The sequence below is a fragment of the Vibrio sp. St2 genome, assembly GCF_947311885.1.
Classification (GTDB): domain Bacteria; phylum Pseudomonadota; class Gammaproteobacteria; order Enterobacterales; family Vibrionaceae; genus Vibrio; species Vibrio coralliilyticus.
In genome coordinates, this window is sequence record NZ_CAMZNA010000001.1 from 338329 (window position 1) to 362721 (window position 24393).

Here is a 24393-nt window from a genome sequence, read left to right on the forward strand (position 1 = left end):
ATCCTTGTTGTATCTAGCCAGCTGGTTCGATGAAGCCCAGCGTTTTTCTATATTCAAGAGCAGCGAGCGACTTTTCAGCTAGCTCTTTTAATTCTTCAGAGAGTTCAAATGCTTGTTGTTCATGATTCTCCAAACACATACACTCAATCTTTCGTGCAAGATTGGACAACACTCGATTTCCTAACGCTAGAGAAGAGCTGCCTAGTGTGTGGCTTTCAAACTCTAGCGTTTCTTTGTCTCGGTCTTGCATTGCTTGATAAATCTTTCTTAAGCGCTCATTAGATTCTTCGATGTAATGATCAATTAGCATAGGAAGAACATCAGCACTTGTGTCTTCTATCATTTGCTCTAAGACTTCTTCGTCGACGAGTTCTAAATCCACTTGTACGTCCTGATTCATAGAATGATTGATTACAGCCTGCGTAAGAGTTTGCGATTCACTCTCTAAATTATCAGATTTTTCAGCAAAGTTGATCGCGTCATCACTTAAGAATAGATTAATTTTTTCAATTAGTTGTGACAAGCGAATCGGTTTTGACAAATAGTCGTTCATCCCTGCATCAAGGAACTGCTCTTTATCTCCAGATAAAGAGTGGGCTGTCAGTGCAATGATAGGTATCTGACATGTCTTCTCATCAGTCATTGAACGTATGGCTCTGCAGGTCTCCATTCCGTCCATCTCTGGCATAGATATGTCCATAAAGATAAGATCGTAATGGTATTGTTCGACCATCTCGATGGCACGACGACCATTTTCTGCGATGTCCATCGAGAGCCCCATGCGCTTAAACATCTCTCTTATCACCAATTGGTTCGCTTTGTTGTCTTCTGCCACTAATATGCTGGCATCTGATACCAGCAATTCGGTATTGTTTTGGCTCTGGTGAGTTGAGCTAATGAGTTGGTCTGCGAGTTCCAGTTTGATTGAAAAGGAGAAAGTGCTGCCAATTGATGGCGTACTCTCTGCCTCAATGTAGCCGTCCATCAACTCACATAGGCGTTTGCATATAGCAAGACCCAGCCCGGAGCCTTCCTGACTTCTAGAATAGGTTTGATCGACCATGGTGAACTCATCAAACAGATAATCCATTGCGCTGCGGTTGATGCCGACACCGGTGTCTATGACTTTGCAAACTATCTTGACTTGATTTCCTTCATGGATGTCGGCGTGTACCTGAATTGTCACGCTGCCTTCTTTGGTGAACTTCATTGCATTACCAATCAAGTTGTGAAGGATCTGTTTAACGCGGTTTTCATCGCCTTGCACATTGGCGGGTACTGAACCATCAAGAATACAGTTCAGGTCAAGAGAGCGGACTTTCGCTGATGGTTGAAATGTTTCAACAACATTTTCGACACACTGACGAAAATTAAACGGCTTGTGTTCTAATCGTAGTGTGTTGGACTCCATTCGCGTGAAATCCAAAATGTCATTGATGATACTAAGGAGGAATTGGCCTGACTCAGTTGCTGTGTTGACTAGTTTTTTCTGTTCACGAGAGAGTTTTGATTCTTCAAGAATGTTCAAAATGCCCAACACACCGTTCATCGGTGTACGAATTTCGTGTGACATCGAGGCTAAGAAGCGGCTTTTCGATTCGTTTGCCTGTTCTGCTTCGAAGCGAGCGCTCTTAAGGTCATGATAGCTTTTTTCGAGTTTTACAGACATATCGTCAAATGCTCGTGCAACGTCCCCCAACTCGTCTTTAGACTGATCATTAAGCTGGAAACCAGGCCCTTGTTCACTGACGGTATTCGCTGCCTCGATAAGCTTGACCAAGCTTTTGGTTAAGTAGGTTCCAAGGAAGAACGAAAAGATTGCTACTAATATGACTTCGATGGAAGCTATACCTATTATTGCTTTCTGGGCACTGGTCAACATAGAGTTGATGGCGGAGACTTCGAAACCAATGTCTATAGTGCCATAGCTTGCTCCTCCGTTAGTGACCTGAACCTGAGTGTCAAAGACTCCATCAACGACAGAATCTAAGTTGTAGTCGATCAACATTGTTCGTTGCAGCAATGCTTCATTACCGTCACTGGAAAGTTCTTTGTCACCGCGCGTCACTCTAATGTATGCGATGTCTTCGATGGTCATAAACTCTTGTACCAAGTCGTCTAAAGTCGCAATGTCGGTGGCGATCATCGCATCCTTGGCTGCGTGAGCAAACATTGAAGCGGCTGAATGAGCTCGCTGGATTAGCTGTTTTTCATTTGACTCAGAGAGAAAGCTCATCGCGCTGAATGTGAGCGCTACCAGCATAACGACCTCAATAAAGGCGATCCCAAGTATGGTTTTCATTCTAAATGACATAGCAAGGTACTCCCGTCGATGACTAATCCAATAGTGTTATGTTGAGCGCTCTAACGTCATTCCAATCGCTATCTTGTGCCGAAATAAAACCCTTGAGTTTAAGTTTCTCCAAATGAGCGAGGCCTTCTGGGGAGTCGTCAAACTCTATAAGCGCTTGTTGAATTTTGCTTTTCATGTTGCTATCGAGATTGGGGTGAGCTGCGATAGCGTGGGGGGTATACCCTTTGGTGGTCCAAATCGGAGTCAGTTGATCACGAGTTTCCTCAGGTAACGCCATATAGGTTCTTATTATTCCACCACCTGCGGGGAAGAAGCCTTTCGCGACAGCTAAGTAGACGGAATCATGAGATGATACGTAAGACGGCTCAAACGTTATGTTGTTTTGTTTCAGATAGGCCTGAGTCAATACAGTTGCCGCGAAGGCCGCAGGTGAGGGGAAAGCAAGTTCTGTATTTTGCAGTTGTTCAGGTTTGGAAATATCACTGTCTTTTCGGACGACAATGATACCTTTAAGCCGTTTGTCTTTAGCTTTTGCAATCGCTTTGTAGCCAGGCAATTCGCTGAAGACGGTGTAATGGTAGGGGTTCATATAAGCGAGATCATACTCCCCGTTTCTCAGACGCTGTTCGAACGTTGGAATGTCAGATGCTGTGCTAAATATGATCTTTTGCCCTGTTCTTTCGGAAAGGTACTCGATGATAGGGGCCCATTGTTTGGCAAGCTTGCTCGCAGAGTGCTGGGGAACAACACCAAAAGTGATTGATTCAGCATGTAAGGACGCCGAGAGGAGTGTAAGCAGAGCAAGATAAGTAAATTTTTTCATAATCAATCCTTAGGCTGAATGAGCCAGAAACTCGTTAGCCAGGAGTTTTTGTGCCCATTTTTCTCTCCATGATTGAGGAAGAAACCTCAGTCTTCTTATCTCTCTCGCCATTTCCTGCCCCAGTGTTGCTTGGTTCTTCAAGTTCAAAATGGAGCCTAGTAGTGAGATTTTCGGGCTTTGGAGGAGCTCTTGCGATTTCTGGATTTGACCGGTTGATGTTTTCCCTCCCATGACCACTAATACGGTTTGGTCACATGCGCTGGCGACGACCTGGGCGGGAATATTCCCTCGGTTTACATGAAGCAGAGGCGAGGTGTCGCAAATGACTCTATCGTAGTGCTGTAACCATTTATCTACTGAGTTGCTTAAAACACTTGGATCTTTATAAGCTAGAAGCGTCGAAGTCTGTTCCGGCACAGGTAAGCCCGTGAAAAGCTGGTGGGATGATTTATGTTCCAGTAACACACCTATGTCATCACCCTGGTCAGCGTTGACTAGTGCAGGTTCAAATGCAGGATGGAATAAGTTCAGATCCACCAGAAGGGTTTTATGCCCACCGAGCAAGTATCGCTCCGCCAAAGCAGATGCAATTGACGTGACGCCGTCACCTGAGTTGCAGCCTGTGAGGCAAACTGAACGCGCCTCGGCCAATTCGGCCGCGAGGTAGATTTGCTCTACCTCGGTTAATGTAGCAGGAATAATCATTACAGCGCTCCTATCAATACGATGGTGGTTGTCAATCGTAGGATGTCTTCAAGGCCTACTCGTGCTCTCTCAAGAATGCTTTCGCTGCGGTCTGGGATGTAAATCGTGTCACCTGCACGAAGCACTGGAAGCTTATAAATATTGGCAGTTTTGCTGAAATCTATTAGGTCAAAGGTACGAGCCTGTCCTTGGCAGCAGGACATATTGACGATTGAAATCTTTTCCAAATATGCACGCTCAGAGGGGCCACCAGCTTCAGCTAGAATGTCCAGAATCGTCATGTTGTCATCAAAGACATAGCGACCAGGGCTGTTAACTGCACCCAGCACTCGAACTGTTGATTCTTTGCTGGTATCCAACCAAATCTTATCTTTCTCAGGGATGTAAATGGTATCACCCATGGTTATCTTTGGTAGAAGGCTCTCATCCCCAGTTTCGAAATACAGGGACAAGTTAAGTTTGCTGACTTTTGAATAGGTTTTGTCTCTGTGAGTGATTTTGATGTTATGGATATCGGCATCTTTAGTTGGACCATCAGCCGCAGACAGGATGTCCAGAAAATGCATTTCTTTTGTAAAGCGGTAGCGACCCGGAGCATTAACCTGACCGAAGACGTATATAGAAGCATCAGAGCTTTGACGTACCCATTGTGATTTGTTGTCAGATGGATCTTGAGGTAAATCGTGAACACGAATAATAGTACCAGCGCTGATGACAGGCAGCTCCGCCATAGGTGCTCCGTTTAAAATGAACTCGTCCAGATTGAACGTTTTCATTTTTCCGTTAGGTGTTACCACTTCTATTTTTGACGTGTCGGCTCGGAGAGTTGGCCCTCCAACATGTGCCAGCAGGTGCATCATGTCCATTTCATCAGACCATTCGATGCGTCCTGGGCGAACCACTTCACCAATGACATTAACAGCACGGTCTGGCGAGATCTTTAGCCACGACTTCTCATTCATGTCGGTTTTCTCTGGAACAAATATCGCATCACCGGGATTGATTTGAGGTGGAGCCTTGGTAGTCAAACCTTCTGTGTAAGCCGTTAAATCAAACTTGATAACTTGCCCATTCGCTTTGATAAGGCGAATTTGACGAGATTCTGCGTAACGGGTTGGACCGCCGGCGTTGGCCAGAATGTCCATAAAAGAAGCACCTTTTTTACCTTCGTAGGCGCCAGGGCTCTTCACTTCACCCATGATGTAGATAACGTTCGAACCTGCGCGGATTTCCTCTTCCTGTTTAGGGACGAAAATCGTTGTGCCTGGTTGAAGGTTAGGAAGCAGAGAAGTGTCCCCGCTGTCTAAATACTCTTTCAGATTGAAAATCTGAGGCTTGTTGTTGCTGATAACACGGATCTGTTCCACAGAAGCGTAACGTGTCACGCCGCCGGCGCGCATGAGGATATCAACCAAATCTGCAGTATTTTTGAAAGTGAAAGAGCCCGGTGCATTTACTTCACCAAATACCTTGATCGCAGTTCTGTTGTCAGCACTATCACCAGAATTAGCTAACTTACTGGCATCAAACTGTTGCTCGATGTTACCCACCAAGGGGGAAGCTGGTACAAATATAGTGTCTAGAGATTTGAGTTTAGGTAGCAGGGACTCATCACCTGTATCTAAAAAGCTTTTGTAATTAAAAGGAAATTTGTCTTTGCCGCGCTTAAGAAGCAGGTTATTTAACTGCGCACCCGAACGTAATCCACCAGCAGCGTGAATTGCCATTTGAACATCTGCACTTTTCGATAAAGTGTATTCGCCGGGAGAGTTTACGTACCCCTGAATAGAGATAAGAACTTGCTGCTCTGAGATGTAAACCGATGCAGTAGAAAGATCTCGATAAACTTTGCTTAGTGCATTTAGCACTGACTGTTGAAGCTGGTTTTCTGTATATCCTGCGACGTATAGCGCACCAACTTCAGGTAGGTTGATTCGGCCTCGTTTATCAACTTGGAATCCTTTATTTAATGTTTCTTCGCCTGGTAGATTCACCTGAATCATGTCACCGACTTGAACACGTTCCATCTCGGCATTTACGGAAGCTGCAAACAGGAATGCTAGGGTGATTAATATGAGTTTATTCCACATGATAATAGCCTCCATTCAACTTGTTCTCTGCTAGCTCGTTGGTTTCAACGACTTCGATGCTAACCCTACGGTTTGTGAGTCGAACTCCGTCTGATTCACCTTCAAAAAGAGGTAGGGATTCACCAAGCGATTTTGCTTCTATTCTTTTCGGCTCAAGGCCAAAAATGGTCAGGTAGCGTTTCACTTGTTTTGCTCTGCCCATTGCGAGCTGCTGGTTCTGGAGTTCATCGCCAACCGAATCGGCATGACCAGTGACTGTTAGGTTTAGTGACTTATGCTCTCGCAGAATGTTGGCTGCTTGGGCAAGGTGCCCCATATATTTGGGGTTCACTTCTGTAGAATTGAACGCAAACTGATTATCAACGTTTAGCAGGTTGTAGAGCTTGTCGATGATTGCCAATTGTTGTTTGAAAGAAAACTCATCATGTGGTGGGACACATTTAGCTTGAGATGTCACATAATCAAGCTGCCTCTCAAGTTCATCCAGGCGTTTACGCTGAATAACGATGTCGTTCGCGGCGTCTAACAACAACCCACCTTCTAGTTCCCTTGCAATTCGATTCTGTTTTTCAAGAGCCTGAACGACAGCTGCCGGGAAACACCAACGAGCACCTTCACGAATGAGTGCATCGAGGTGAAGTTTTGCTAATTGCCAATCGAAGCGCAGGCCATGCTCTGGGCCAAGAGGCTCGTCAGGCATGACTGGAGTGAAATTAGATTGGATGTACTGTTCAGCAAGGCCTCCGCGACCCTCTTCGGGGTAACTGCTACAGCCAATCGAGCTTACTATAGGTACAATTAGGGCTATGTGTTTGATGTAATTAACCATGCCAACTTCCTCTGTTAGTGGGTGAAATCTCGTTTATTGTTTTAGTGAGTGCGAGAGTTCACAGGGATTGCTTTGTCGATACGAAGCAGATTGATGATTTCAAGTGGTTGGCCAGTGACATTCTCGATGCGCATCTGACGCTCACGCTCGACTAGGCGTTTGTATAGGTAAACCAGTGCACCAACACCTGAAGAATCAAGAAAACGAACATTGCGGAAATCAATTTCAACTTCGCCATGTTGATCAGCGATAATGTCGTCAATATGTTGTTGAGCGTATCGACTGCCGTCAGCATCTAAGTTGCCATCAATTTGAAGGGTAAGAATTTCATTTGTTAGTTCAATTTTACGTAGTTCCATGACGATATCTCCTCAGATAGTTTTCTTAGATAAGGCACTTTGTGTGCCAAAAAATATGCACTTTAAAATCAATTGGTTAAGTTGATGGTTCTTATATTTCTCAATTTGAGAAACGTGTTTTCTCAGACTGAGAATCATGTCTATAAATGAAAAATGGCGCTGGAGGCTGTAACTGACACATCTGTAGGAGGAAAGAACTTTTGATGTTACTCGTATTGTTAGCTTGCATTGATTGAACTTATGCATCGAGCCTTGAAAATCACTTCGGATGGAAATGTCTGGAGTTAGGGATGCAAATTAAGTTAACCAGTGTCGCGATTGCTGTTGCTATATCTTGCAACGCTTGGTCAGAGAGTCATTCTTTGAGTTATATGCCTTTGGTTCAGGCCAATGACTACGAGTATGGAACGAATATTGAGGATTACTGGAAAAGTGAAAAGCTAGATGGTATTCGTGCTATTTGGGATGGTTCTCAATTAACTACGCGCAATGGTAAAGTCATACATACGCCTGATTGGTTCATTAAACCTCTACCGAGCTATGCCGTCGAGGGAGAGCTATGGGCGGGGAGAGGAAAGTTCCATATTGTCCAACAGACGGTTTTAGACAAAGTACCCGTTGAACCTTCTTGGAAGCAGATTGATTTCATGTTGTTTGATATGCCGCAAGCTGCGGGAGACTATCAAAAGCGCTACTACAATATTCGATATTTGGTTGACTCAATTGACGCGCCACACATCAAGTTAGTCGAGCATACGCCAATTCGCTCTGAGCAGGAGCTTTTTCATTACTTAGACAACGTCAGCGAGCAAAAAGGCGAAGGGTTGATGTTAAGGAAGGTGACCAGTCGTTATCAGGCTGGTCGTAGTAGTGACTTGCTGAAGATGAAGAAACATCAGGACGCAGAAGGCTTAGTTGTTGGCTACAAAGTCGGTAAGGGAAAGTACAGCGGGCAGATGGGGGCGTTACTTATCCAGCTGGATTCAGGTATAGAATTTTATATAGGTAGTGGCTTTACTGATGAGCAGCGGCGCCAGCCCCCTAAGCTCGGTTCAATCATTACATTTAGATACAATGGCTATACGCAAAACGGTATTCCTAAATTTGCGCGCTATATGAGAGAAAGGCCAGAATATACTAGCGAGTAGGGGATGCTCCACAACGTTTGAACAAGGCTTGCCAATACTCAACATGCTCTTTTGTAGCAGCTCTGAAAGCTTGGTGATATTGCTTAATCGGGTATTGGTAATTGGCGTGGCTTGTATCAACAAAATCTATTAAAGGGTTCAGTTCATTGTAAATGCTATCGATTTTGGCGAGGTATGGCTGTATTTGACCAATGAAAAACTCGTTAAACACGTTTCTGAGATAGCGAAATTTAGTTGTATTTCTTCCCTGACCGCATAGGATAGCCTCATCGTGAGCTTTTAGTTGTTGAGTGATGACGCTCAACTTGTTTCCAGCGTTGAGCATTGAATAGCTGAGCGAGCCTAAAACTGCGTTTTTTTCTAAGACTTCCTGGTAGGGTGTTAGTGCGTTTAAAGTGCTGGTGTAATCCAGTGTTTTGCTAGCTGAAAATCCGGAATCTATTTGATCGAGCGCTTGTATGACTTGAGTGCTTCCTCTACCTTGATCGACGGATAACCATCCCGTCGCTTCTAGTTGATTACGCATTGCGTCACTTGAAAACACCAAATTGGTAAAGTGCGCTGGTAATTGTTTGAGCTTCTGTTGTTGGATTGAAGCTAGTTGTGTTTTAAGTGCAGAGGATATATCTGGGCTCATTAAGCAGCGCTCTATGCCGTAACTCACTTGGAGTTGGTAATCGAAATTTCGAAATTGGTCCTGAATCTTTCCTAATACCGAGTTTTTCTCTGCAACAAGATTGAATAAACCGCATTTTCGAAGCTCATAACTGTCGAGTAGTCCTATGCTGATACTAGGGATAGTAATATGCAGTTCTCGTTTCGTGGGCAGTAAGACATTGACGTTATCCGGCATTGGTATCGCTGGTCTATCTTGGACATTGGCGATACGGGCTAAATAGGTGTCCAAACTGGCGTCCATTGGACTCTTGATAAAATCACAAGCAGAAAGGGACAAGAGTGATACCAAAACAATAAAGATACGCATAGGTGTGATAAATAAGGAAACAATCAAGATTTGTTATTAGTCTACGAAGTAAATGCAAAAAAGGTCAGCATAGCTGACCTTTTTCGGTTATTTAGAGGAAAATTCCAATTGGATATCATCAGGTTGTCTATGCATCCAACGAAGTCTCAGACCAAGCATGATTGCAGCTGATGAAAGACCGATAATGAAACCCATCCAGAAGCCATGAGCGCCCATAGGCTCAACAATCCAATCTGTCATTCCTAAAACATAGCCAATCGGGAGGCCTAAAATCCAATAGGCGATAAAAGTACGGTTGAATATTGCGGCCATGTCTTTGTATCCCCTCAAGGCACCAGCCGCAACGACTTGCACGGCATCCGTTACTTGGTAGATGGCAGCAAATAGCAGCAATTGCAAAGCAATCTCTATAACAGCGCGATTGTCAGTGTAAAGTAATGCAACTTGCTCTCTGAACAGAACCGTGAATAGTGCAGTGGATAAGGCCAGCAACACAGCAACAATGACACCTACACGAGATGCGATTGCAGCCCCTTCTACATTGTTCTCTCCAAGGCTGTGGCCAACACGAATGCTGGTCGCTGCACCAATGCTCATTGGCAGCATAAAGACTAACGACGAAAAGTTAATCGCAACCTGGTGCGCTGCGACAATCAGCGAGCCGAGTGGGGCAACCAAGAGTGCAACGACAGCAAATAGGGTAACTTCAAAGAATAACGCGGCTGCTACTGGAAAGCCTAGCTTGAATAAACGAACAAGAGGTTTTAGCTGAGGCTTGTGGAATTGGCCGAACAGATTGATATGGGCAACACGTTTGGATGTCACGACATAGAACAGCAACATAAACAACATTAGCCAATAAACGATGGCTGTTGCGACACCACAACCCACACCGCCCAGCGCAGGAGCACCAAATTTACCGTAAACAAAAATCCAGTTTAGCGGGATATTAAACAGCAGCCCAATGAAACCAATGACCATTGCGGGCTTGGTGAGTGACATACCATCAGTAAAACTGCGCAAGGTTTGGAAAAGCAAAAAGGCGGGCACAGCGTAAATGACAGCATGCATGTAACCGTTGGTTTTTTCAGCCATTAACTGCTCGACATTCATCAAACCCATTATATTTTGAGTCTGAAAAAGCACGCCAATAATGGGTATAGAGATGAGCAATGCCATTGCGGCACCTTGTTGAATCTCAAACGGAATCTTAACCTGTCGGCCTGATCCATTGAGTTGAGCGACAACTGGGACCAAGGCCATGAGCAGGCCAACGCCAAATAGTATTGAAGGTAGCCAGATACTTGATGCAATGGATACAGCAGCCATATCGGTCGCACTGACACCGCCTGCCATGACGGTATCGACGAAGCTCATGCCTGTCTGCGCGACGGAAGCAATCAGTACTGGCGTGGCCAATTTGATCAGCTTATTCGCTTCTTGTTTATAACGATGCACGTAAAAACTCCAATGAAAGCAAAGATGCTTTGACTTCTGCAGAATCAAATTATGGAATCAACACGAAAATCAAAGAGGTGAACACCATTGTTATCGATAATTTATACATGGTGCTGTTGTGCTAAATGATAATTAAATGTCACACTAACCTCCACGAAAAACTGTTGGAATTTGCAATGTTTACTGGAATTGTTCAGGGAATGGCGGAAGTCATCGCTATCGAGAAGAAAGAGTCGTTTCAAACTCATGTAGTTCGATTGAATTCATCAATGGGTCAAGGCTTATCTATAGGTGCATCGGTGGCGCATAACGGTTGTTGTCTGACCGTAACAAAAATTGATGGAGAACACGTTTCTTTCGATCTGATACAGTCTACTTTAAAGCTAACCAATCTTGGTGAGCTGGAGGTTGGTCATTCGGTTAACATTGAGCGCGCTGCCAAATTTGGTGACGAGATTGGCGGTCATACCATGTCTGGACATATTTCCATGATGAGTGAAATTGTTGAAGTGATCGATACACCGAACAATAGGACGGTTTGGCTTGAGTTACCTGAGAACATGATGAGGTATGTATTGGCGAAAGGTTTCATTGGGTTAGATGGTTGTTCGCTTACCATTGGTGAAGTTGAAGGTAATCGCTTCTCCGTTCATTTAATTCCGGAAACCTTACAGAGAACATTGTTTGGTCAGCGTCAGCAAGGTGACAAAGTGAATGTCGAAATTGATCCTCAGACTCAGGCTATCGTGGATTCAGTCGAGCGTGTTCTAGCAGCTAAAGAGATGCTTTGAGCATAGAGAAATAGAAAAGCGCCTTTCGGCGCTTTTTAAAAAATTTGTTCATCGTCGGCATCAATTGAGAGTTCGATTTCGTCCAACTGTTCGTTAACCATCATACTGAGGTGGATGGCGTTGCAACAGGCAGGACAGTCGTCGTAAAAATTCTGGCTACCATTCGTTGCATCTAACGTGATACCAATTGAGTGCCCACAATGGGGGCAGGTAACTCTTTTCTCTGTGTATTTTCGCATAGCTCTCTTCCTTACGTCTTTGATGAGATCAATGCCCAAGCCTTACATACCCGTGATTTACTTGGTCACGCTTTGAGTATGTTCAATCCGTTATTATTGGCTCCGACAAATTAATCTTAAGTCGTTAAGTTAGTAATAGACGTAAATTAAGTACAAAGTTTGAGATAGCTAATAAAAAACACCAAGGCTGGGCTCAGTGTTTTGATTTGGATTGAAAGTTTTTCGATTGAATGATTCTAATCTGTTGTTAAATAAGAAAATTCCTACAAATTAGTATGTGAGTATTTTGTTGATTAAGCGTTCGCATTGATCTAAGTAATGTCCACCAAACTGATTATAGTGGTTGAGTAGGTGATAAAGGTTGTAAATATCTTTACGTTCACTATAGGCAAGATCTAGCGGTAGCACGCTCTCATAGCCTTGATAGAATTCTGGCTGGAACCCTTCAAAAAGCTCGGTCATCGCAATGTCGCACTCTCGATCTCCCCAGTAACAGGAAGGGTCGTAGCAAATGGGGCCAAATACTGAGTTGGCTGCGTTACCATGCCAGAGGTCACCGTGCAGCAAAGATGGACGAGGGTTATGGTTACCTAACCTGTCCTTTACTAGATGGGTAAAATCACCGATATCAACCAGAGTGACTCCTTTTTCCTTCATTAGCTGAAGTTGCCAGCCAATTCGCTGTTCAGCAAAGAAACGCCCCCATTTTCGGTCCCACTTATTGGGCTGTAAGGTGGAGCCAATAAAGTTATCTTGATCAAACCCATACTCTTTCTGTTCTCCCCATTGGTGGAGTTTGGCAAGCTGTTGGCCAAATTTGTAACTGTTACTGCTGTCATCGAGTGGTTTAGTAGGGAGATAGTTCAGAATCAGGAAGGCATGTTCTTTACTCTTTCCAGTAAGAATATGTTCCGGTACGAAAACGGTGGAACTCTCACGTAAAATTCGGATGTTTTCCGCTTCTATTTCAAACTTAGCGTAAAAGTCTCGCAGATTGACTTTCACAAAGTAGCGCTGCTCTCCATCGCTTATCATGTAGCAGTCACTGATATCACCGCCATGTAAGCGGTTTTTTTCGACAATATCAAAAGAAAACATTAATGCTTCAGACAGTTGCTCAGTTATGGCTTGCCACATATCAAGATCCGTTTCCGCAGTTGAGTATTAACATTGTAGAATAAGGAATTGGTTAATTCTGAATCAGACTGCAAAAAATTCAATCATTTAGTGGGCGGATTCATTGGGCTTATCAATTTGTGAACTTTGTCATATCTGGTTAGAGCCTATAAGCTAGTAAAATAGTTTAGCCTGATAAAAGTTGATCCTAGTTCAAAGCAATAAGTTGGAAATTAAACCAAACTCTTCAACTAAGGTATAAACAACTTTTGAATTTTATCAGCGTCCGAGTCGAGTTGAGTTGTGAAAACTCATTGATATGTCTTAGTATTAGATAGTGACTCGAAAGTAGAATAATGAATGGAGAACGACAGTGGTTGTTGAAACCGATGGCTACCTAGCACTTATTGAGCATCTGGCTTTTAATCTTGATGTCTTTTCATCTGACGATGGAGACACGGGTGCTGAAAGTGTCGAAGATGTCGTTACCGATATGGTAGCGAGTAACATCATGGCCATTTTTGAGCAGAACCCAGAACTGCACTCTAGTGTTCGCTTCCAATTGCTTAAGGAAGCAGATTCAGTTGTAGAAGATTTAGGAGAGGTGTTAGCGGGTGTGTGGGCTAAACCTGCAACCAATGATCAGATAACATTCCTTGATGAGTATATCGCACTGGTCAAAAATCTATTTGATTCCGCAGTCGCCAAATACGACTGATTTCAATTCACCACAGGCGGCTTGGCAACCCGTCTGAAATGCCAGAATTTCGATGCCCAATAGGGATTGTCAAGCCTAGAAATTATGACGCCTTTTGATGTTGAAGCATGCATAAATTGCTTGTTACCAATATACACGCCTACATGACGAACCTTTCTTGATGTTTTGAAAAAGGCTAAATCTCCCACTTGAACTTGTTCATAACTCAGCTCGTTTCCGATGCTTACCTGTGCCAATGTGGTGCGGGGTAAGTGGATGTTCAGGACGTCTCTGTAAGCTACTTGAACAAAAGCGGAACAATCAATACCGTTGTAATTGTTGCCCCCTAGGCGATAGGGGACTCCCTTCCAATCCTTATAGACCTCAAGAAACTCTTGTTGCACACCTTTTTCATACGAAGAGATATTTTTACCACTATCTAAGGTATTGAAGTCTGTTGAGGAAGGGGAACTGGAGCATCCTGCTAAGAGGAGAATTAACAAAGCGATTGAAAATTGCGGCGCAACTCTATTCATGGCGTCTATTTCACCTCTTAATGACATTTGTATGTAATATTATCTAAATAGAATCGCACACTGATTAAACTTTTGTATGATGTCGGTTCAAAATTATGCCTAAGCAAAAGACGAGTTTTTCACTCTCGCTCATTCAAACTATCAGTGCTGTATTCTTAACGATAACCATACTGGTCATTGGATTATCTGTCACCAGTATTAAAGGGATTGAGAGAGTTGGAGCTCAATTTGAGACGCTTTCCGATCAGGCCCTTCCTCTTGCAATGACCAATGCAAAGCTCACACAAGCCATTCTGGAACAAGTTAAGCAACTCGGCTACGGCTCTCAAGTTAGAGATATTGAGGGCTTGAATAGAATCAAGGAACAAACCGTTAACAGTTCGGATGAAACGTCGACGTTAGTGGAGCAAGTCTTTGCGATTTCCTCGGAATTCAATCAAGCCATATCGCAACAGCAAGAACTAGAACTTAGAGAAAATATTGAAGCGTTATCTGATTTAACCAACAGAATACTTTCAGCTCAGAAGTCGTTACTGACAATGCAGGGGAGTATAGATTCACAAGTGACAGAATTCCGTTATGGCTTGAGCTCAATCGGACCAGAAATGAATCGAATCAGTTCCTTTCTTGCCGTTGATAACCCTGAATCTTCAGATGCTGCGAATCGATTTATTGCCAGCGCGAGCTCTATGGAAAGTACATTTCTAGTTTTGATGATGCAAACGGATCAAGACAAAGCAATGCAAGAGTATAAGGAAATGCGTAATCGTATTGCTGGGATCAATCTAGCATTCGATGACTTTTCAGAATGGCACCCCGAGGTTAAAGAGTTTGCGAGTTTAATCGCCCCATACGATATGGTCCAAGATGGGTTTTCTGACTCAGGGGTGTTAAAGCAAATTTTGAAAAAATTAGAACTGGCACAAAATCAGAGCGCAAAGCTTACCCAAGCGGCGATTTTGGCCAATGACACAATCCAACTGCTTAACAACATTTCTCAGACAGCAGAAGCGCTAATCGATGACAGTAAACGTGTCGTTAGCAATACTATCTACTCCATCAATACGGTACTGATTATTAGTAGTCTGGTGTTGGTCGCTATTATTGTTGTTTCTTGGGCTTCTTTACGAACTTGGATTAATCGAGGCTTGAAAAACATCACTGGTAATCTTAATAGGCTAACTGAGCATGACTTTACCAACACGGTTACTTTGCTCGGACCATTTGAAATGAAAGAAGTGGCGCGCAAACTGAATCAGGTTATCGAGTCAACCCGTGGTTCTATCTCGACGGTGACGAGAAACTGCGAGACGTTATATCAAACAGCGGAAATTAGTCATGATGCAGCGGAGCAATCCAATCTGAGCTTGGCACGTCAGAATGAATCCCTCACAAGCATGGTTGAGACAGTCACGCAACTCGAAGCATCGATAAAAGAAATCGCAACCGTGACCAACGAGTCATACAGTGAATCCCAACAAGCGGCAGAGTATTCCGGAAATGGGGTGAAAGTTATCGAGCTGAATCAAGTCAGGCTTCAATCTTTAGAAGACACACTTAACATGAATGAACACTCCATGATTGAGTTGGATAATCGAGTGAAGCAGATTCGTGAAATGGTCGATATGATTTCCGGTATTGCAGAGAATACGAATTTATTAGCGCTCAATGCTGCTATTGAAGCTGCACGAGCAGGAGAGCAAGGGAGAGGGTTTGCCGTGGTTGCTGATGAAGTACGTAAACTGGCCAGCGATACATCACAACAGACGTCAAACATCCGCGACCGCATGAGCGAATTGGTTGCTGCTGCCGAGAAATCGCGTAGTGCAGTTTCAGCTAGCCGTGAGGAAATGACTTTCGCTCTTGAGTCCAGTGAACAAGTAAAAAGTACCTTTGAAAACATTGAGAAAGCGGTTAATCAGATACGTCTTCGAGTGGAGCAAATTACTGTAGCGACGGAAGAACAGGAGCGGGCAACAGCGGATGTAAGCCAGTCCATCGCTCATGTATCGGAACAGGGAGAGCAAACTAAACTTCAACTTGAATCAATGGTTGAAAATTCAGAACAAGTTGCAGAAATTGCAGGTCATCAACAAGCTATGCTTCATAAGTACGACTTGCCACAATAGTCATTGACTCAGTAACTTATTTCTCTCGAAAGGGCTGGGTTAACATCTTATCCAGCCTTTGTTCGTTTGGCGTCTGGAAAAGTGGAATCCCAATCTTTACGTCGTTGTGTCCACGCTCAGGTTGATCGATGTAAGTACCGAACCAGCGATCCCAGATAGAGAGAAAAAAACCAAAGTTAGAATGGGTTTCTCGCGGTATTACTGAGTGGTGAACACGATGCATGTCTGGTGTAACAATGACTTTGCGTAGAACAGCATCCACCATGATTGGCAACTTGGCGTTACTGTGATTAAACATCGCGCTTGCATTGAGAACGATTTCAAACACGATGATTGCAACAGGAGAAACACCCAGTGCGACCACAAGTCCAATTTTAATCCACATCGACAACACGATCTCAATTGGATGGAAGCGGCTGCCTGTCGTGACATCGATATCCTGGTCCGCATGATGCATTCTGTGTAATCGCCATAGCCAAGAGACTTTATGAAAGACCAAATGTTGGAGGTAGATAGCCAGATCGAGAAAGATGACACACATGATGAGTTCCGCTAATAAGGGGAAATCGAGGTGATTGAATAAGCCCCATTGTTGTTTGAGAGCAACGTTTGCTGCCTCAAAGGCGAGCACTGGCATAAAGATGCCGAGAAAGACCGAGTTAAACGCTACTAAGCCAAGGTTGTTCATCCAGCGATAGAGCTTATTCTGGGTCAGCTTTTTTCGTGGAGTTAGCCACTCCCACAATCCACAAAGTATCAGCACAGAAAGAAAAAAGCTTAAGCGAATAAGATCTGGATTCTGCATACGACGTTTTTCTCCCACATGGAACTTGCAACGGATTAGTCTCAAGGTAAACTCTGCACCCTTTATCATTATCCATCAACTTACATGAGAATCCACGCTTTTCACCGTCTCTATCAACATCGCCTAGAGCACTCGACTAAGCCGTTTAATGCAAGAGGCTGTAAAGTCCAGCGTTGTCAGTACTGTCAGGTAGCTGAACACTTTTGTATCTGTGCATATCAGCCAGATGTCTCCAGCTCAGTGGCGGTGATGCTGCTAGTGTCTGAAAACGAAGTCTTCAAACCAAGCAATACTGGGCGGCTTATCCTTGATACGGTAAAAGAAGGTTATGTGTATCAATGGAGTCGCACACAGCCCGATCAGGCGATGTTGTCGTTGCTCAATCATGAAGATTACCAGCCCATCGTCGTGTTTCCTGATGAATATGTTGAAGATAAGTCTCGCTTGCTTGGAGAAGACGCCCGTCAGCAGTGTGGTGATAAAAAACCACTACTCGTCTTTCTTGATGGAAGCTGGAGAGAAGCTAGGCGCGTTTTTCGAAAGTCGCCATATTTGAACGCGCTTCCTGTTTTGTCAGTGTCGCCAGAATCAATTTCTCAGTACGTCATGAGACGTTCTGAAAATGAGCAACATCTTGCTACGGCGGAAGTCGCCACGTTAGTACTTAAACAGCTAGGTGAAGAGCAGACAGCGCAAACGCTTAAACTGTGGTTTGACGTGTTTAAAGAAAGTTACTTGTTAAGCAAAACCCGAATTAAGCCAAATTTCGACCGACCACAGCTGCTGCATTATCTGCAGAAGATGAAAAACGAGAATTCAGTCTGAAAATAATGGGCTTGTTGGCGATAGTCTGCACAGTTAAGTCTAGGTAGTGGTTAAATTCGTTCCACGTCACGGATTGTAGGCGTACCAATGTGGATAATGAACCGATTTTGACTTTTTTATATTTGTTTCTGGGAGAGATACGATGTACTACGGCTTTGACGTTGGAGGCACTAAGATTGAATTTGGTGCGTTTAATGAACAATTAGAGCGTGTTGCCACAGAGCGCGTACCAACGCCAACGGAAGACTATTCTTTATTGGTGAGCACGATTGCTGAACTGGTGAATAAGTATGACAAACAGTTTGGCTGCGAAGGAAAGATCGGTCTAGGTCTACCTGGAATGGAAGACGCCGATGATGCTACCGTTCTGACGGTCAATGTGCCTGCGGCCAAAGGTAAGCCACTTCGCGCTGATCTTGAAGCCAAAATTGGCCGTAGCGTTAAAATTGAAAACGATGCGAACTGCTTTGCACTTTCTGAAGCGTGGGATGAAGAGCTTAAAGATGAGCCTTCGGTTATGGGGCTGATTCTTGGCACTGGCTTTGGTGGTGGATTGATTTACGACGGCAAAGTATTTTCTGGTCGTAACCACGTGGCGGGTGAGCTTGGACATATGCGTTTACCGATTGATGCTTGGTTCCACCTAGGAGACAACGCGCCACTACTAGGTTGTGGCTGTGGTAAAAAAGGCTGCTTGGACAGCTACTTATCGGGTCGTGGTTTCGAGTTAATATACGAGCACTATTACGGCGAAGCGAAGAAAGCGATTGATATCATCAATGAATATAAGGAAGGCGAAGCTAAAGCAGCAGAGCATGTTGAGCGCTTTATGGAGTTGTTGGCAATTTGCTTTGCTAATATCTTTACTGCTAATGACCCACATGTTGTTGCACTAGGTGGTGGGTTGTCTAATTTCGAACTCATTTACGAAGAGATGCCAAAGCGTGTGCCTAAGTATCTGCTATCTGTTGCTAAGTGTCCGAAGATTATCAAAGCAAAACATGGCGATTCTGGTGGTGTGCGTGGGGCTGCCTTCCTCAACATCAAATAATCTTGATTTGATTGCATAAATTTGAGAGCTTGCTTAGGCAGGCTCTTTTTTTTGGTAATCACAATGACTTTGCTCGCCTTTCAACAAGAACACTATAAGCAACTTATCGACTGGATCGATTCCGCTGAGCTTAACTATCTGTGGGGTGGACCTGCGTATCAGTATCCATTAACAGTTGAGAGCGTCGATGCCCATTGCTCGCAGGCTGAGGTTGAACCGTATTTGTACGCTCATCAGGGCCAAGCTGCTGGTTTCGTTGAGCTATATCATCATTCGAATGATATTGCTCGAATCTGTCGGGTCTTCGTTGCTCCGCAATTTAGAGGGCAGGGTGTAGCGAAAACCATGTTGCAAGCGTTGATTCGAGAAGCTAGAAACCAAGGGTATCGCGAAATTACGTTGTGCGTATTTAGTCACAATCATTCTGCTATTCGCTGTTATCACTCCCTAGGTTTTGTCGAAGTGAAGAGAGAGCAAGGCGTTCGAGAATTCGACGGAGAGAGTTGGGAGCTTATCCATATGGTTCAAAAATTACAAAGCAATTAAAGCAAAACAGGAGCGTTAGGCTCCTGTTTACAACTACTTGTTCTTTTTACCAACACCACGGTTCTCTTTTTGCTTGAGAGTGATTTTCTCAAATCCCAACTTTCTGAAATGGTTGTCGCGATAATTGCGCATTGCTTTAGTATCTGACACCGCTTCAATTTGTTGTTCCATCTTAAGGAACTCTGAAATATCGATACCTTCTGCTTCGGCTACTGCTTCATGAATATTACGATGTTGCTGATAGGAAAAAGTCAGCGTTTTGTCTTCACCCTTATAGGTATACAGGATTGTGCGAGCCATATGTCTTTCTCTTAAGATAAATGAGGCCAGCTGAGCTGGCCTTTGATTGCGCTAGATTCTGCCTTGAAGAGGAATGATTGTCACGCTTTCTCCGACTTTTACTGTATCGATCGCTGGCGAAACTTCAATTAAACAATTGGCCTCACTCATTGAACGCAAAATGCCAGATCCTTGTTTCCCTGTGCTTCTGACGGTCAATTGCCCCTGAGGACCTATCTCATAAACGCCACGGCTGAATTCGGTACGGCCTTGACGAGAACGTAAGTCTTCAAGTGCGACCGCGTTGACTTTCAATGGTTGCCAACCTTGCTCTCCTTGAATTTTTCGCAGTGCAGGCTCAACAAAGTTAATGAACGACACCATCACGGCTACGGGATTACCCGGTAGACCGAAGAAGGGTTTATCGTTCACCTGACCAAAGGCCAGCGGGCGACCCGGTCTCATATTGATGCGCCAAAAGTCAATGCTGCCCAATTTATCTAAAGCGAGTTTGATGAAGTCGGCATCACCGACAGAAACACCACCTGACGTGATAATGGCATCCGCTTGAGCCGAGGCTGCTTGCAGGGCCTCCGTCATGCTCTGTTCATTGTCTTCGAGGATACCAAGGTCGAGGATCTCACAGCCTAATTTTTCTAACAGGCCAAGTAGGATAAAGCGGTTGGAGTCATAAATAGAATTCGGAGCTTGTTCGGTACCCGGCGCCTGCACTTCATCACCCGTAGAGAACACCGCGACTTTCAAGCGGCGAAAAACAGGGCATTCTGCAAAACCCAATGAGGCGATCATCCCCATTTCGGGTGACTCTAGTCTTTTGCCTTGACTGAAAACTACACTGTCGACTTGGAGGTCTTCACCGGCCTGACGAACATTTTGACCAGCTTTAATTGATGCACCCGCAAAAGAAACCTGATTTCCAGTTTGCTTTGCCTGCTCACGCATTACTACGGTGTCCCCACCTTCTGGCGTTGGCGCGCCAGTCATGATTTTTACCGCTTCACCTTTGTGAAGAGGTGCATCGTAGGCGTGCCCAGCAAGCACTTCAGCAACGACGGTGTATTGTTCTCTTTCCAGATCATCGCCGCGAATGGCATAGCCATCCATTGCCGAGTTAGTGTATTGAGGCACATTAATTGGCGAGTTCACATCTTTGGCCAGCACGCGTCCGTAGCTTTGCTCGATAGCGCATGTTTCCACGTCTGTCAGGGATTGAACTGAGGAAAGGATTTTGTCTTGCCCTTCGCTGACAGAAAGAAATGCGGGAGACAAAGTGTCGCAACAGCCTGAAGTCTTAGCGACTTGCTCTCGCTTCTCGGGCTTGATGTAGTCGCAAACAAAACGTGCGATAGCATCAAGATCATTAATATTCATCTGAGGTAGGGATGCATCTTCAACATGCGTGTCTGCAGCGATAGCTATGATGTTGCTGTCGTTAGGGTGCAGCCAAGGTTTACCCACTTCTTCTCTGTGCAGCTCGATTTTTGGAAAGGCGATGTTTTTGCACCCTTCAACCAAGATGACGTCTAACGTGTCCGTATCGAAGCGGCTAAGTAGGTACTCAAATTCAGATTCAGCTTCGGGAGTCTCAGTCATTAAAGCGTATCGATTACGAGATGAAATGAGCATCTGAGACGCGCCAGCTTTACGCAGTCGGAAGCTGTCTTTGCCTTCTTTGTCTACATCAAAATTATGGTGTGCGTGTTTTAGCATACCAATGCGTAATCCTGCCTGAGTTAATCTTGGCAACAAAGCTTCCAACAGCGTGGTTTTACCGGTTCCAGAATAAGCAGCAAACCCCAGAATTGGGATAGGGAGCGAGTGTTTCATGAATGTATGGTTCCAAATTGTGCCAGTTCTTCTGGGGTGTTCAGGTTAACGAAACAATCCGTAGCATCGCTAAAATCCACATAGTGCGTCTTGCACTCTTTATAAAGAAGAATGATTTTTCTATCGCCACGCTCAAGAAACGCGGTCAGTTTCGGCAGTACACGCTTGTGGTAGAGCGTGAAGACGGGCTGCTGATAGTCACCATCATGGGCGACTAGAATGTCAGAGTCATCTTTAACTGCAGAGCAAAAACGAGCGACCAAATCCATGCTGATTTGTGGGCTGTCGCAGGGAACAAACCCAACCCAGTCTTTAGTTGCTGCCGCTAGGCCTGCGTGAATACCACCCATAGGGCCAGGGAAACCTTTGATTTTATCGCCGACCACGACGCCATACTTTGAATAGGTATCTTGATTGCGGTTTGCATTGACCATGATGTCAGAAACTTGCGTGGACAGCCGTTCATATACATGTTGAATCAAAGGCTTATTGTCGAGTTCAATAAGGCCTTTGTCTTTCCCGCCCATACGTCTGGCCTGACCGCCAGCTAAAATAACCCAACTAGTTTGCGTTGGAAGAAGCATAAGTGTTCTCTTGCCTTGTATCTTTAATAACGTGTAGCAGTGGCGACTCTATCAGAGTCGTATCTTTAATCCACCACTGCCTGCGGCATAAGTCTGTCAGTGCATTTTCCTGGTGACTAGTGATAACGATACTTGATCCCCGAGCCAGAAGATCTTTCGCCATTATCACCAACCTATCAATGGACTCTTGATCGAGAGATGCACTGGGCTCATCCATTAAAAGAATGGATGGTTTGAGTATCCAGGCTCTGGCCATCGCAACGCGTTGTTTCTCGCCGCCCGAAAGCACAGAAATATGTTCATCCGCTAAAGTTTCCAAGCCTACCATGCGTAACGCAGTAATAACTTGAGCTCGCTTAATTTTAGGTGATTCTTGTTGGTATCTGATGCCATAGACGACGTTTTGATAAACCGTGCCATCAAACAGGTAAGGCGACTGGTGCAGATAGATGACGTCTCTTCTTCCTGTTCGACTAAAAAATCGCTTAACCCAAGTATCATAGGGGGCGTTGACGTACCCAGTTGTGGGCTTCGCCAGACCAGACAGAATTTTGAGTAGCGTCGTTTTTCCAACCCCGTTGTCGCCTTTGAGGTAAATGGCGTCGTTCGGACCAATGCTCAAAGTGGGAATATGAAAGAGTACCCGTTCTTTAAAGCGCATCGAAATATCTTGTGCCGTGATTTTGATGGTCATAATTCGCCTTTACGTTCTGAGGTAGCCTTTGCCGCGCATACTGGTCAGGAAAAAGTTGAGGACAAGTGCCAGCGCGAGTAGAACCATGCCCAGAGCGACGCCTTGGGCGAAAGCGCCTTTATGGCTCTCCATCGCGATCGCGGTTGGGATGTTACGCGTCATCCCCATAATGTTTCCCCCCACCATAGTGGAACAGCCAACTTCAGTCACAATGCGTGAAAACGCTGCGATTGTGGCTGCCATGAGTGGAAACCTTGTTTCCCAAATCATGGTCGCCGCAAGGCGTGAAGGGGATGCTCCCAGTGTAATGGCCGTTTCGACAGCGCGGCGATCACTGGATTGCAGCGCACCGTGCATCATAGAGACCAGAACCGGAAAGCCGATCAACATTTGACCTACAATCATCGCTCGCTGGGTAAACAGCATTTGCCAGTCCCCGAGAGGACCTGAGCGAGATAACATCATATAAAGGAGTAGGCCAATTACAACCGTTGGAACTGCTTGTAACGTATTAATCAGGGACAAAAAAATCCACTTTCCGCGAAAATCTGTATAAGCAAGAATGAAAGAAAACAGAATCGCTGGCAGCAGTACCAGTGAAATGGCCGTAATGGAGACGCTGAAGGAGACCGCTACGATCTCCCACAGCTCCCGATCAAAGCTGACCAATAACGCCAAGGCGTCTATTGTTGTCTGCCCTAAGCTCATCACGGGTTACTTTTCGTTTGCATTGGCAACAAACAGTTGTTTGCCATGCAATTTATAGTCGTTGATTAGCTTCTGTCCTTTAGGGTTGACCAACCAATCACTGAAAACTTTAGCCCCTTGATAATTGATGCTTGGGTAACGTTCTGGGTTCACCAAAATTACCTGATAAGGGTTAAACAACTTTTGATCGCCTTGAAACAGGATCTTGAGATCGAGTTTATTGTTGTACGCCAGCCAAGTACCACGGTCAGTCATGGTGTAGCCTTGCATCTCATTCGCCATGTTCAGGGTAGGGCCCATTCCCTGACCCACCGAGCGATAGCCGCCAAAGTTTGGCTCGACTTTGGTCTGTTGCCAAATCCCTTTTTCTTTTTTGTGTGTGCCTGAATCGTCACCACGGGAAATAAAGGTCGCGTTCATATTAGCGATGTGTTTAAACGCTTCCGCAACGTCGTGTGAGTCGTGAACCTTGGCTGGATCAGCGTCGGGGCCGACAATCACAAAGTCATTGTACATGAGTTTACGAGGTAAGACGCCATAACCCTTTTGAACGAAATTGGCTTCTGCTTTCGGGGCGTGAGTCATGACTAAATCGACATCGCCATTTTCGCCCATTTTGAGTGATTTCCCCGTGCCCGCAGCTATGACATCGACTTGGTAGCCCGTTTCTTTTTCAAATTGAGGGAGTAAATAATCCAACAGCCCAGAATGGTAGGTACTGGTGGTGGTCGCCAAGCGAATGTGGTGGCTGTCATCCGCCGCAAAGGCTGAAGAACTGATAAAGGCTAAAGACGCCGCTGCAAGGGTAAACGTTGTTGCTTTCATGGCTATTTA

25 protein-coding genes are annotated in these 24393 nt (G+C 44.7%); 7 read left to right on the forward strand and 18 right to left on the reverse strand.

The window, feature by feature from the left end:
- Positions 1-13: 13 nt before the first annotated feature.
- The 6 genes from QMA41_RS01470 to QMA41_RS01495 are packed head-to-tail and all read right to left on the reverse strand — an operon-like array spanning position 14 to position 7120.
- The gene (locus QMA41_RS01470; RefSeq protein WP_281628649.1) at positions 14-2314 is read right to left on the reverse strand and encodes a response regulator; all 2301 of its coding nucleotides are present in this window, start codon (positions 2312-2314) and stop codon (positions 14-16) included.
- 22 nt (positions 2315-2336) lie between these two features.
- Positions 2337-3137: a phosphate/phosphite/phosphonate ABC transporter substrate-binding protein gene (locus tag QMA41_RS01475; protein ID WP_281628650.1), complete on the reverse strand. Its 801-nt coding sequence runs from the start codon at positions 3135-3137 to the stop codon at positions 2337-2339.
- Positions 3138-3146: 9 nt separating this feature from the next.
- On the reverse strand, positions 3147-3842 hold the full coding sequence (locus tag QMA41_RS01480; RefSeq protein WP_172854820.1) for a chromosome partitioning protein ParA: 696 nt from the start codon (positions 3840-3842) through the stop codon (positions 3147-3149).
- Positions 3842-5947, reverse strand: a complete 2106-nt coding sequence (locus QMA41_RS01485) for an SLBB domain-containing protein (protein WP_031342552.1) — start codon at positions 5945-5947, stop codon at positions 3842-3844. Before QMA41_RS01485 ends, QMA41_RS01480 begins: the two co-directional genes overlap by 1 nt.
- Entirely contained in the window at positions 5922-6761 is an 840-nt protein-coding gene (locus tag QMA41_RS01490; RefSeq protein ID WP_281628651.1) for an OmpA family protein, read from the reverse strand. The genes QMA41_RS01485 and QMA41_RS01490 overlap by 26 nt, the downstream gene beginning before the upstream one ends.
- A gap of 41 nt (positions 6762-6802) precedes the next feature.
- The gene (locus QMA41_RS01495) at positions 6803-7120 is read right to left on the reverse strand and encodes an STAS domain-containing protein (RefSeq protein ID WP_281628652.1); all 318 of its coding nucleotides are present in this window, start codon (positions 7118-7120) and stop codon (positions 6803-6805) included.
- Between the two features lie 290 nt (positions 7121-7410).
- Here QMA41_RS01495 and QMA41_RS01500 point away from each other — a divergent pair, with 290 nt between their 5' ends.
- Positions 7411-8268, forward strand: a complete 858-nt coding sequence (locus QMA41_RS01500; protein ID WP_281628653.1) for a DNA ligase — start codon at positions 7411-7413, stop codon at positions 8266-8268.
- Here the strand turns inward: QMA41_RS01500 and QMA41_RS01505 are convergent.
- Both QMA41_RS01505 and QMA41_RS01510 read right to left on the reverse strand, forming a co-directional pair.
- On the reverse strand, positions 8258-9187 hold the full coding sequence (locus QMA41_RS01505) for a DUF3080 domain-containing protein (RefSeq protein ID WP_281628654.1): 930 nt from the start codon (positions 9185-9187) through the stop codon (positions 8258-8260). The genes QMA41_RS01500 and QMA41_RS01505 overlap by 11 nt on opposite strands.
- A 153-nt stretch (positions 9188-9340) precedes the next feature.
- A complete protein-coding gene (locus QMA41_RS01510) occupies positions 9341-10711 on the reverse strand; it encodes an MATE family efflux transporter (RefSeq protein ID WP_019276120.1) in 1371 nt (456 codons plus the stop codon).
- Between the two features lie 176 nt (positions 10712-10887).
- Between QMA41_RS01510 and QMA41_RS01515 the strand changes: the two genes are divergently transcribed.
- Positions 10888-11502: a riboflavin synthase subunit alpha gene (locus QMA41_RS01515; RefSeq protein ID WP_281628655.1), complete on the forward strand. Its 615-nt coding sequence runs from the start codon at positions 10888-10890 to the stop codon at positions 11500-11502.
- 35 nt (positions 11503-11537) lie between these two features.
- Here QMA41_RS01515 and QMA41_RS01520 read toward each other — a convergent pair whose 3' ends face one another.
- Together QMA41_RS01520 and QMA41_RS01525 are read right to left on the reverse strand one after the other, a co-directional pair.
- The gene (locus QMA41_RS01520) at positions 11538-11741 is read right to left on the reverse strand and encodes a CPXCG motif-containing cysteine-rich protein (RefSeq protein WP_019276122.1); all 204 of its coding nucleotides are present in this window, start codon (positions 11739-11741) and stop codon (positions 11538-11540) included.
- Between the two features lie 270 nt (positions 11742-12011).
- A complete protein-coding gene (locus tag QMA41_RS01525; RefSeq protein WP_006962345.1) occupies positions 12012-12878 on the reverse strand; it encodes a fructosamine kinase family protein in 867 nt (288 codons plus the stop codon).
- A gap of 352 nt (positions 12879-13230) precedes the next feature.
- Here QMA41_RS01525 and QMA41_RS01530 point away from each other — a divergent pair, with 352 nt between their 5' ends.
- Positions 13231-13575 (forward strand): DUF3802 family protein, encoded by a 345-nt coding sequence (locus QMA41_RS01530; protein WP_006962343.1) that lies wholly within the window; start codon positions 13231-13233, stop codon positions 13573-13575.
- Between the two features lie 2 nt (positions 13576-13577).
- On the opposite strand, the gene QMA41_RS01535 is transcribed toward QMA41_RS01530, so the two are convergent.
- Positions 13578-14090 carry an NlpC/P60 family protein gene (locus tag QMA41_RS01535; RefSeq protein ID WP_281628656.1) on the reverse strand — a complete coding sequence of 171 codons (513 nt, stop codon included), beginning with the start codon at positions 14088-14090 and terminating at the stop codon, positions 13578-13580.
- 95 nt (positions 14091-14185) lie between these two features.
- Between QMA41_RS01535 and QMA41_RS01540 the strand changes: the two genes are divergently transcribed.
- On the forward strand, positions 14186-16219 hold the full coding sequence (locus tag QMA41_RS01540; protein ID WP_281628657.1) for a methyl-accepting chemotaxis protein: 2034 nt from the start codon (positions 14186-14188) through the stop codon (positions 16217-16219).
- 16 nt (positions 16220-16235) lie between these two features.
- Here QMA41_RS01540 and QMA41_RS01545 read toward each other — a convergent pair whose 3' ends face one another.
- Positions 16236-17024 (reverse strand): sterol desaturase family protein, encoded by a 789-nt coding sequence (locus QMA41_RS01545; RefSeq protein WP_281628658.1) that lies wholly within the window; start codon positions 17022-17024, stop codon positions 16236-16238.
- An 84-nt stretch (positions 17025-17108) separates the two neighbouring features.
- Between QMA41_RS01545 and QMA41_RS01550 the strand changes: the two genes are divergently transcribed.
- The 3 genes from QMA41_RS01550 to QMA41_RS01560 all read left to right on the forward strand — a co-directional run bounded on the left by QMA41_RS01550 (position 17109) and on the right by QMA41_RS01560 (position 19446).
- Positions 17109-17849 (forward strand): tRNA-uridine aminocarboxypropyltransferase, encoded by a 741-nt coding sequence (locus QMA41_RS01550; RefSeq protein WP_281628659.1) that lies wholly within the window; start codon positions 17109-17111, stop codon positions 17847-17849.
- A gap of 142 nt (positions 17850-17991) precedes the next feature.
- A complete protein-coding gene (nagK, locus tag QMA41_RS01555; RefSeq protein ID WP_281628660.1) occupies positions 17992-18900 on the forward strand; it encodes an N-acetylglucosamine kinase in 909 nt (302 codons plus the stop codon).
- A 63-nt stretch (positions 18901-18963) separates the two neighbouring features.
- On the forward strand, positions 18964-19446 hold the full coding sequence (locus tag QMA41_RS01560) for a GNAT family N-acetyltransferase (RefSeq protein WP_281628661.1): 483 nt from the start codon (positions 18964-18966) through the stop codon (positions 19444-19446).
- A 33-nt stretch (positions 19447-19479) separates the two neighbouring features.
- On the opposite strand, the gene QMA41_RS01565 is transcribed toward QMA41_RS01560, so the two are convergent.
- Genes QMA41_RS01565 through QMA41_RS01590 form a run of 6 tightly spaced genes read right to left on the reverse strand, consistent with a single transcriptional unit; the run spans position 19480 to position 24384 of the window.
- Positions 19480-19746: a DUF2960 domain-containing protein gene (locus QMA41_RS01565; protein WP_021457554.1), complete on the reverse strand. Its 267-nt coding sequence runs from the start codon at positions 19744-19746 to the stop codon at positions 19480-19482.
- Between the two features lie 51 nt (positions 19747-19797).
- A complete protein-coding gene (locus tag QMA41_RS01570; protein ID WP_281628662.1) occupies positions 19798-21573 on the reverse strand; it encodes a bifunctional molybdopterin-guanine dinucleotide biosynthesis adaptor protein MobB/molybdopterin molybdotransferase MoeA in 1776 nt (591 codons plus the stop codon).
- Entirely contained in the window at positions 21570-22157 is a 588-nt protein-coding gene (mobA, locus tag QMA41_RS01575) for a molybdenum cofactor guanylyltransferase MobA (protein WP_019276132.1), read from the reverse strand. Before mobA ends, QMA41_RS01570 begins: the two co-directional genes overlap by 4 nt.
- Entirely contained in the window at positions 22135-22851 is a 717-nt protein-coding gene (locus tag QMA41_RS01580) for an energy-coupling factor ABC transporter ATP-binding protein (RefSeq protein ID WP_281628663.1), read from the reverse strand. The genes mobA and QMA41_RS01580 overlap by 23 nt, the downstream gene beginning before the upstream one ends.
- A gap of 9 nt (positions 22852-22860) precedes the next feature.
- Positions 22861-23559, reverse strand: coding sequence for an ABC transporter permease (locus QMA41_RS01585; RefSeq protein WP_281628664.1), 699 nt, complete (start codon positions 23557-23559; stop codon positions 22861-22863).
- A gap of 6 nt (positions 23560-23565) precedes the next feature.
- A complete protein-coding gene (locus tag QMA41_RS01590; protein WP_065740029.1) occupies positions 23566-24384 on the reverse strand; it encodes a substrate-binding domain-containing protein in 819 nt (272 codons plus the stop codon).
- Positions 24385-24393: the final 9 nt, after the last annotated feature.

Bases quoted from the DNA above. Each gene is read 5' to 3' on its own strand.
- QMA41_RS01520 (WP_019276122.1), bottom strand. From the start codon at position 11,741: ATGCGAAAATACACAGAGAAAAGAGTTACCTGCCCCCATTGTGGGCAC.
- QMA41_RS01545 (WP_281628658.1), bottom strand. From the start codon at position 17,024: ATGCAGAATCCAGATCTTATTCGCTTAAGCTTTTTTCTTTCTGTGCTG.
- QMA41_RS01470 (WP_281628649.1), bottom strand. From the start codon at position 2,314: ATGTCATTTAGAATGAAAACCATACTTGGGATCGCCTTTATTGAGGTC.
- QMA41_RS01585 (WP_281628664.1), bottom strand. From the start codon at position 23,559: ATGAGCTTAGGGCAGACAACAATAGACGCCTTGGCGTTATTGGTCAGC.
- QMA41_RS01505 (WP_281628654.1), bottom strand. From the start codon at position 9,187: ATGGACGCCAGTTTGGACACCTATTTAGCCCGTATCGCCAATGTCCAA.
- QMA41_RS01490 (WP_281628651.1), bottom strand. From the start codon at position 6,761: ATGGTTAATTACATCAAACACATAGCCCTAATTGTACCTATAGTAAGC.
- QMA41_RS01535 (WP_281628656.1), bottom strand. From the start codon at position 14,090: ATGAATAGAGTTGCGCCGCAATTTTCAATCGCTTTGTTAATTCTCCTC.
- QMA41_RS01515 (WP_281628655.1), top strand. From the start codon at position 10,888: ATGTTTACTGGAATTGTTCAGGGAATGGCGGAAGTCATCGCTATCGAG.
- QMA41_RS01580 (WP_281628663.1), bottom strand. From the start codon at position 22,851: ATGACCATCAAAATCACGGCACAAGATATTTCGATGCGCTTTAAAGAA.
- QMA41_RS01560 (WP_281628661.1), top strand. From the start codon at position 18,964: ATGACTTTGCTCGCCTTTCAACAAGAACACTATAAGCAACTTATCGAC.
- QMA41_RS01500 (WP_281628653.1), top strand. From the start codon at position 7,411: ATGCAAATTAAGTTAACCAGTGTCGCGATTGCTGTTGCTATATCTTGC.
- nagK (WP_281628660.1), top strand. From the start codon at position 17,992: ATGTACTACGGCTTTGACGTTGGAGGCACTAAGATTGAATTTGGTGCG.
- QMA41_RS01475 (WP_281628650.1), bottom strand. From the start codon at position 3,137: ATGAAAAAATTTACTTATCTTGCTCTGCTTACACTCCTCTCGGCGTCC.
- mobA (WP_019276132.1), bottom strand. From the start codon at position 22,157: ATGCTTCTTCCAACGCAAACTAGTTGGGTTATTTTAGCTGGCGGTCAG.
- QMA41_RS01540 (WP_281628657.1), top strand. From the start codon at position 14,186: ATGCCTAAGCAAAAGACGAGTTTTTCACTCTCGCTCATTCAAACTATC.
- QMA41_RS01485 (WP_031342552.1), bottom strand. From the start codon at position 5,947: ATGGAGGCTATTATCATGTGGAATAAACTCATATTAATCACCCTAGCA.
- QMA41_RS01480 (WP_172854820.1), bottom strand. From the start codon at position 3,842: ATGATTATTCCTGCTACATTAACCGAGGTAGAGCAAATCTACCTCGCG.
- QMA41_RS01570 (WP_281628662.1), bottom strand. From the start codon at position 21,573: ATGAAACACTCGCTCCCTATCCCAATTCTGGGGTTTGCTGCTTATTCT.
- QMA41_RS01525 (WP_006962345.1), bottom strand. From the start codon at position 12,878: ATGTGGCAAGCCATAACTGAGCAACTGTCTGAAGCATTAATGTTTTCT.
- QMA41_RS01565 (WP_021457554.1), bottom strand. From the start codon at position 19,746: ATGGCTCGCACAATCCTGTATACCTATAAGGGTGAAGACAAAACGCTG.
- QMA41_RS01495 (WP_281628652.1), bottom strand. From the start codon at position 7,120: ATGGAACTACGTAAAATTGAACTAACAAATGAAATTCTTACCCTTCAA.
- QMA41_RS01550 (WP_281628659.1), top strand. From the start codon at position 17,109: ATGAGAATCCACGCTTTTCACCGTCTCTATCAACATCGCCTAGAGCAC.
- QMA41_RS01590 (WP_065740029.1), bottom strand. From the start codon at position 24,384: ATGAAAGCAACAACGTTTACCCTTGCAGCGGCGTCTTTAGCCTTTATC.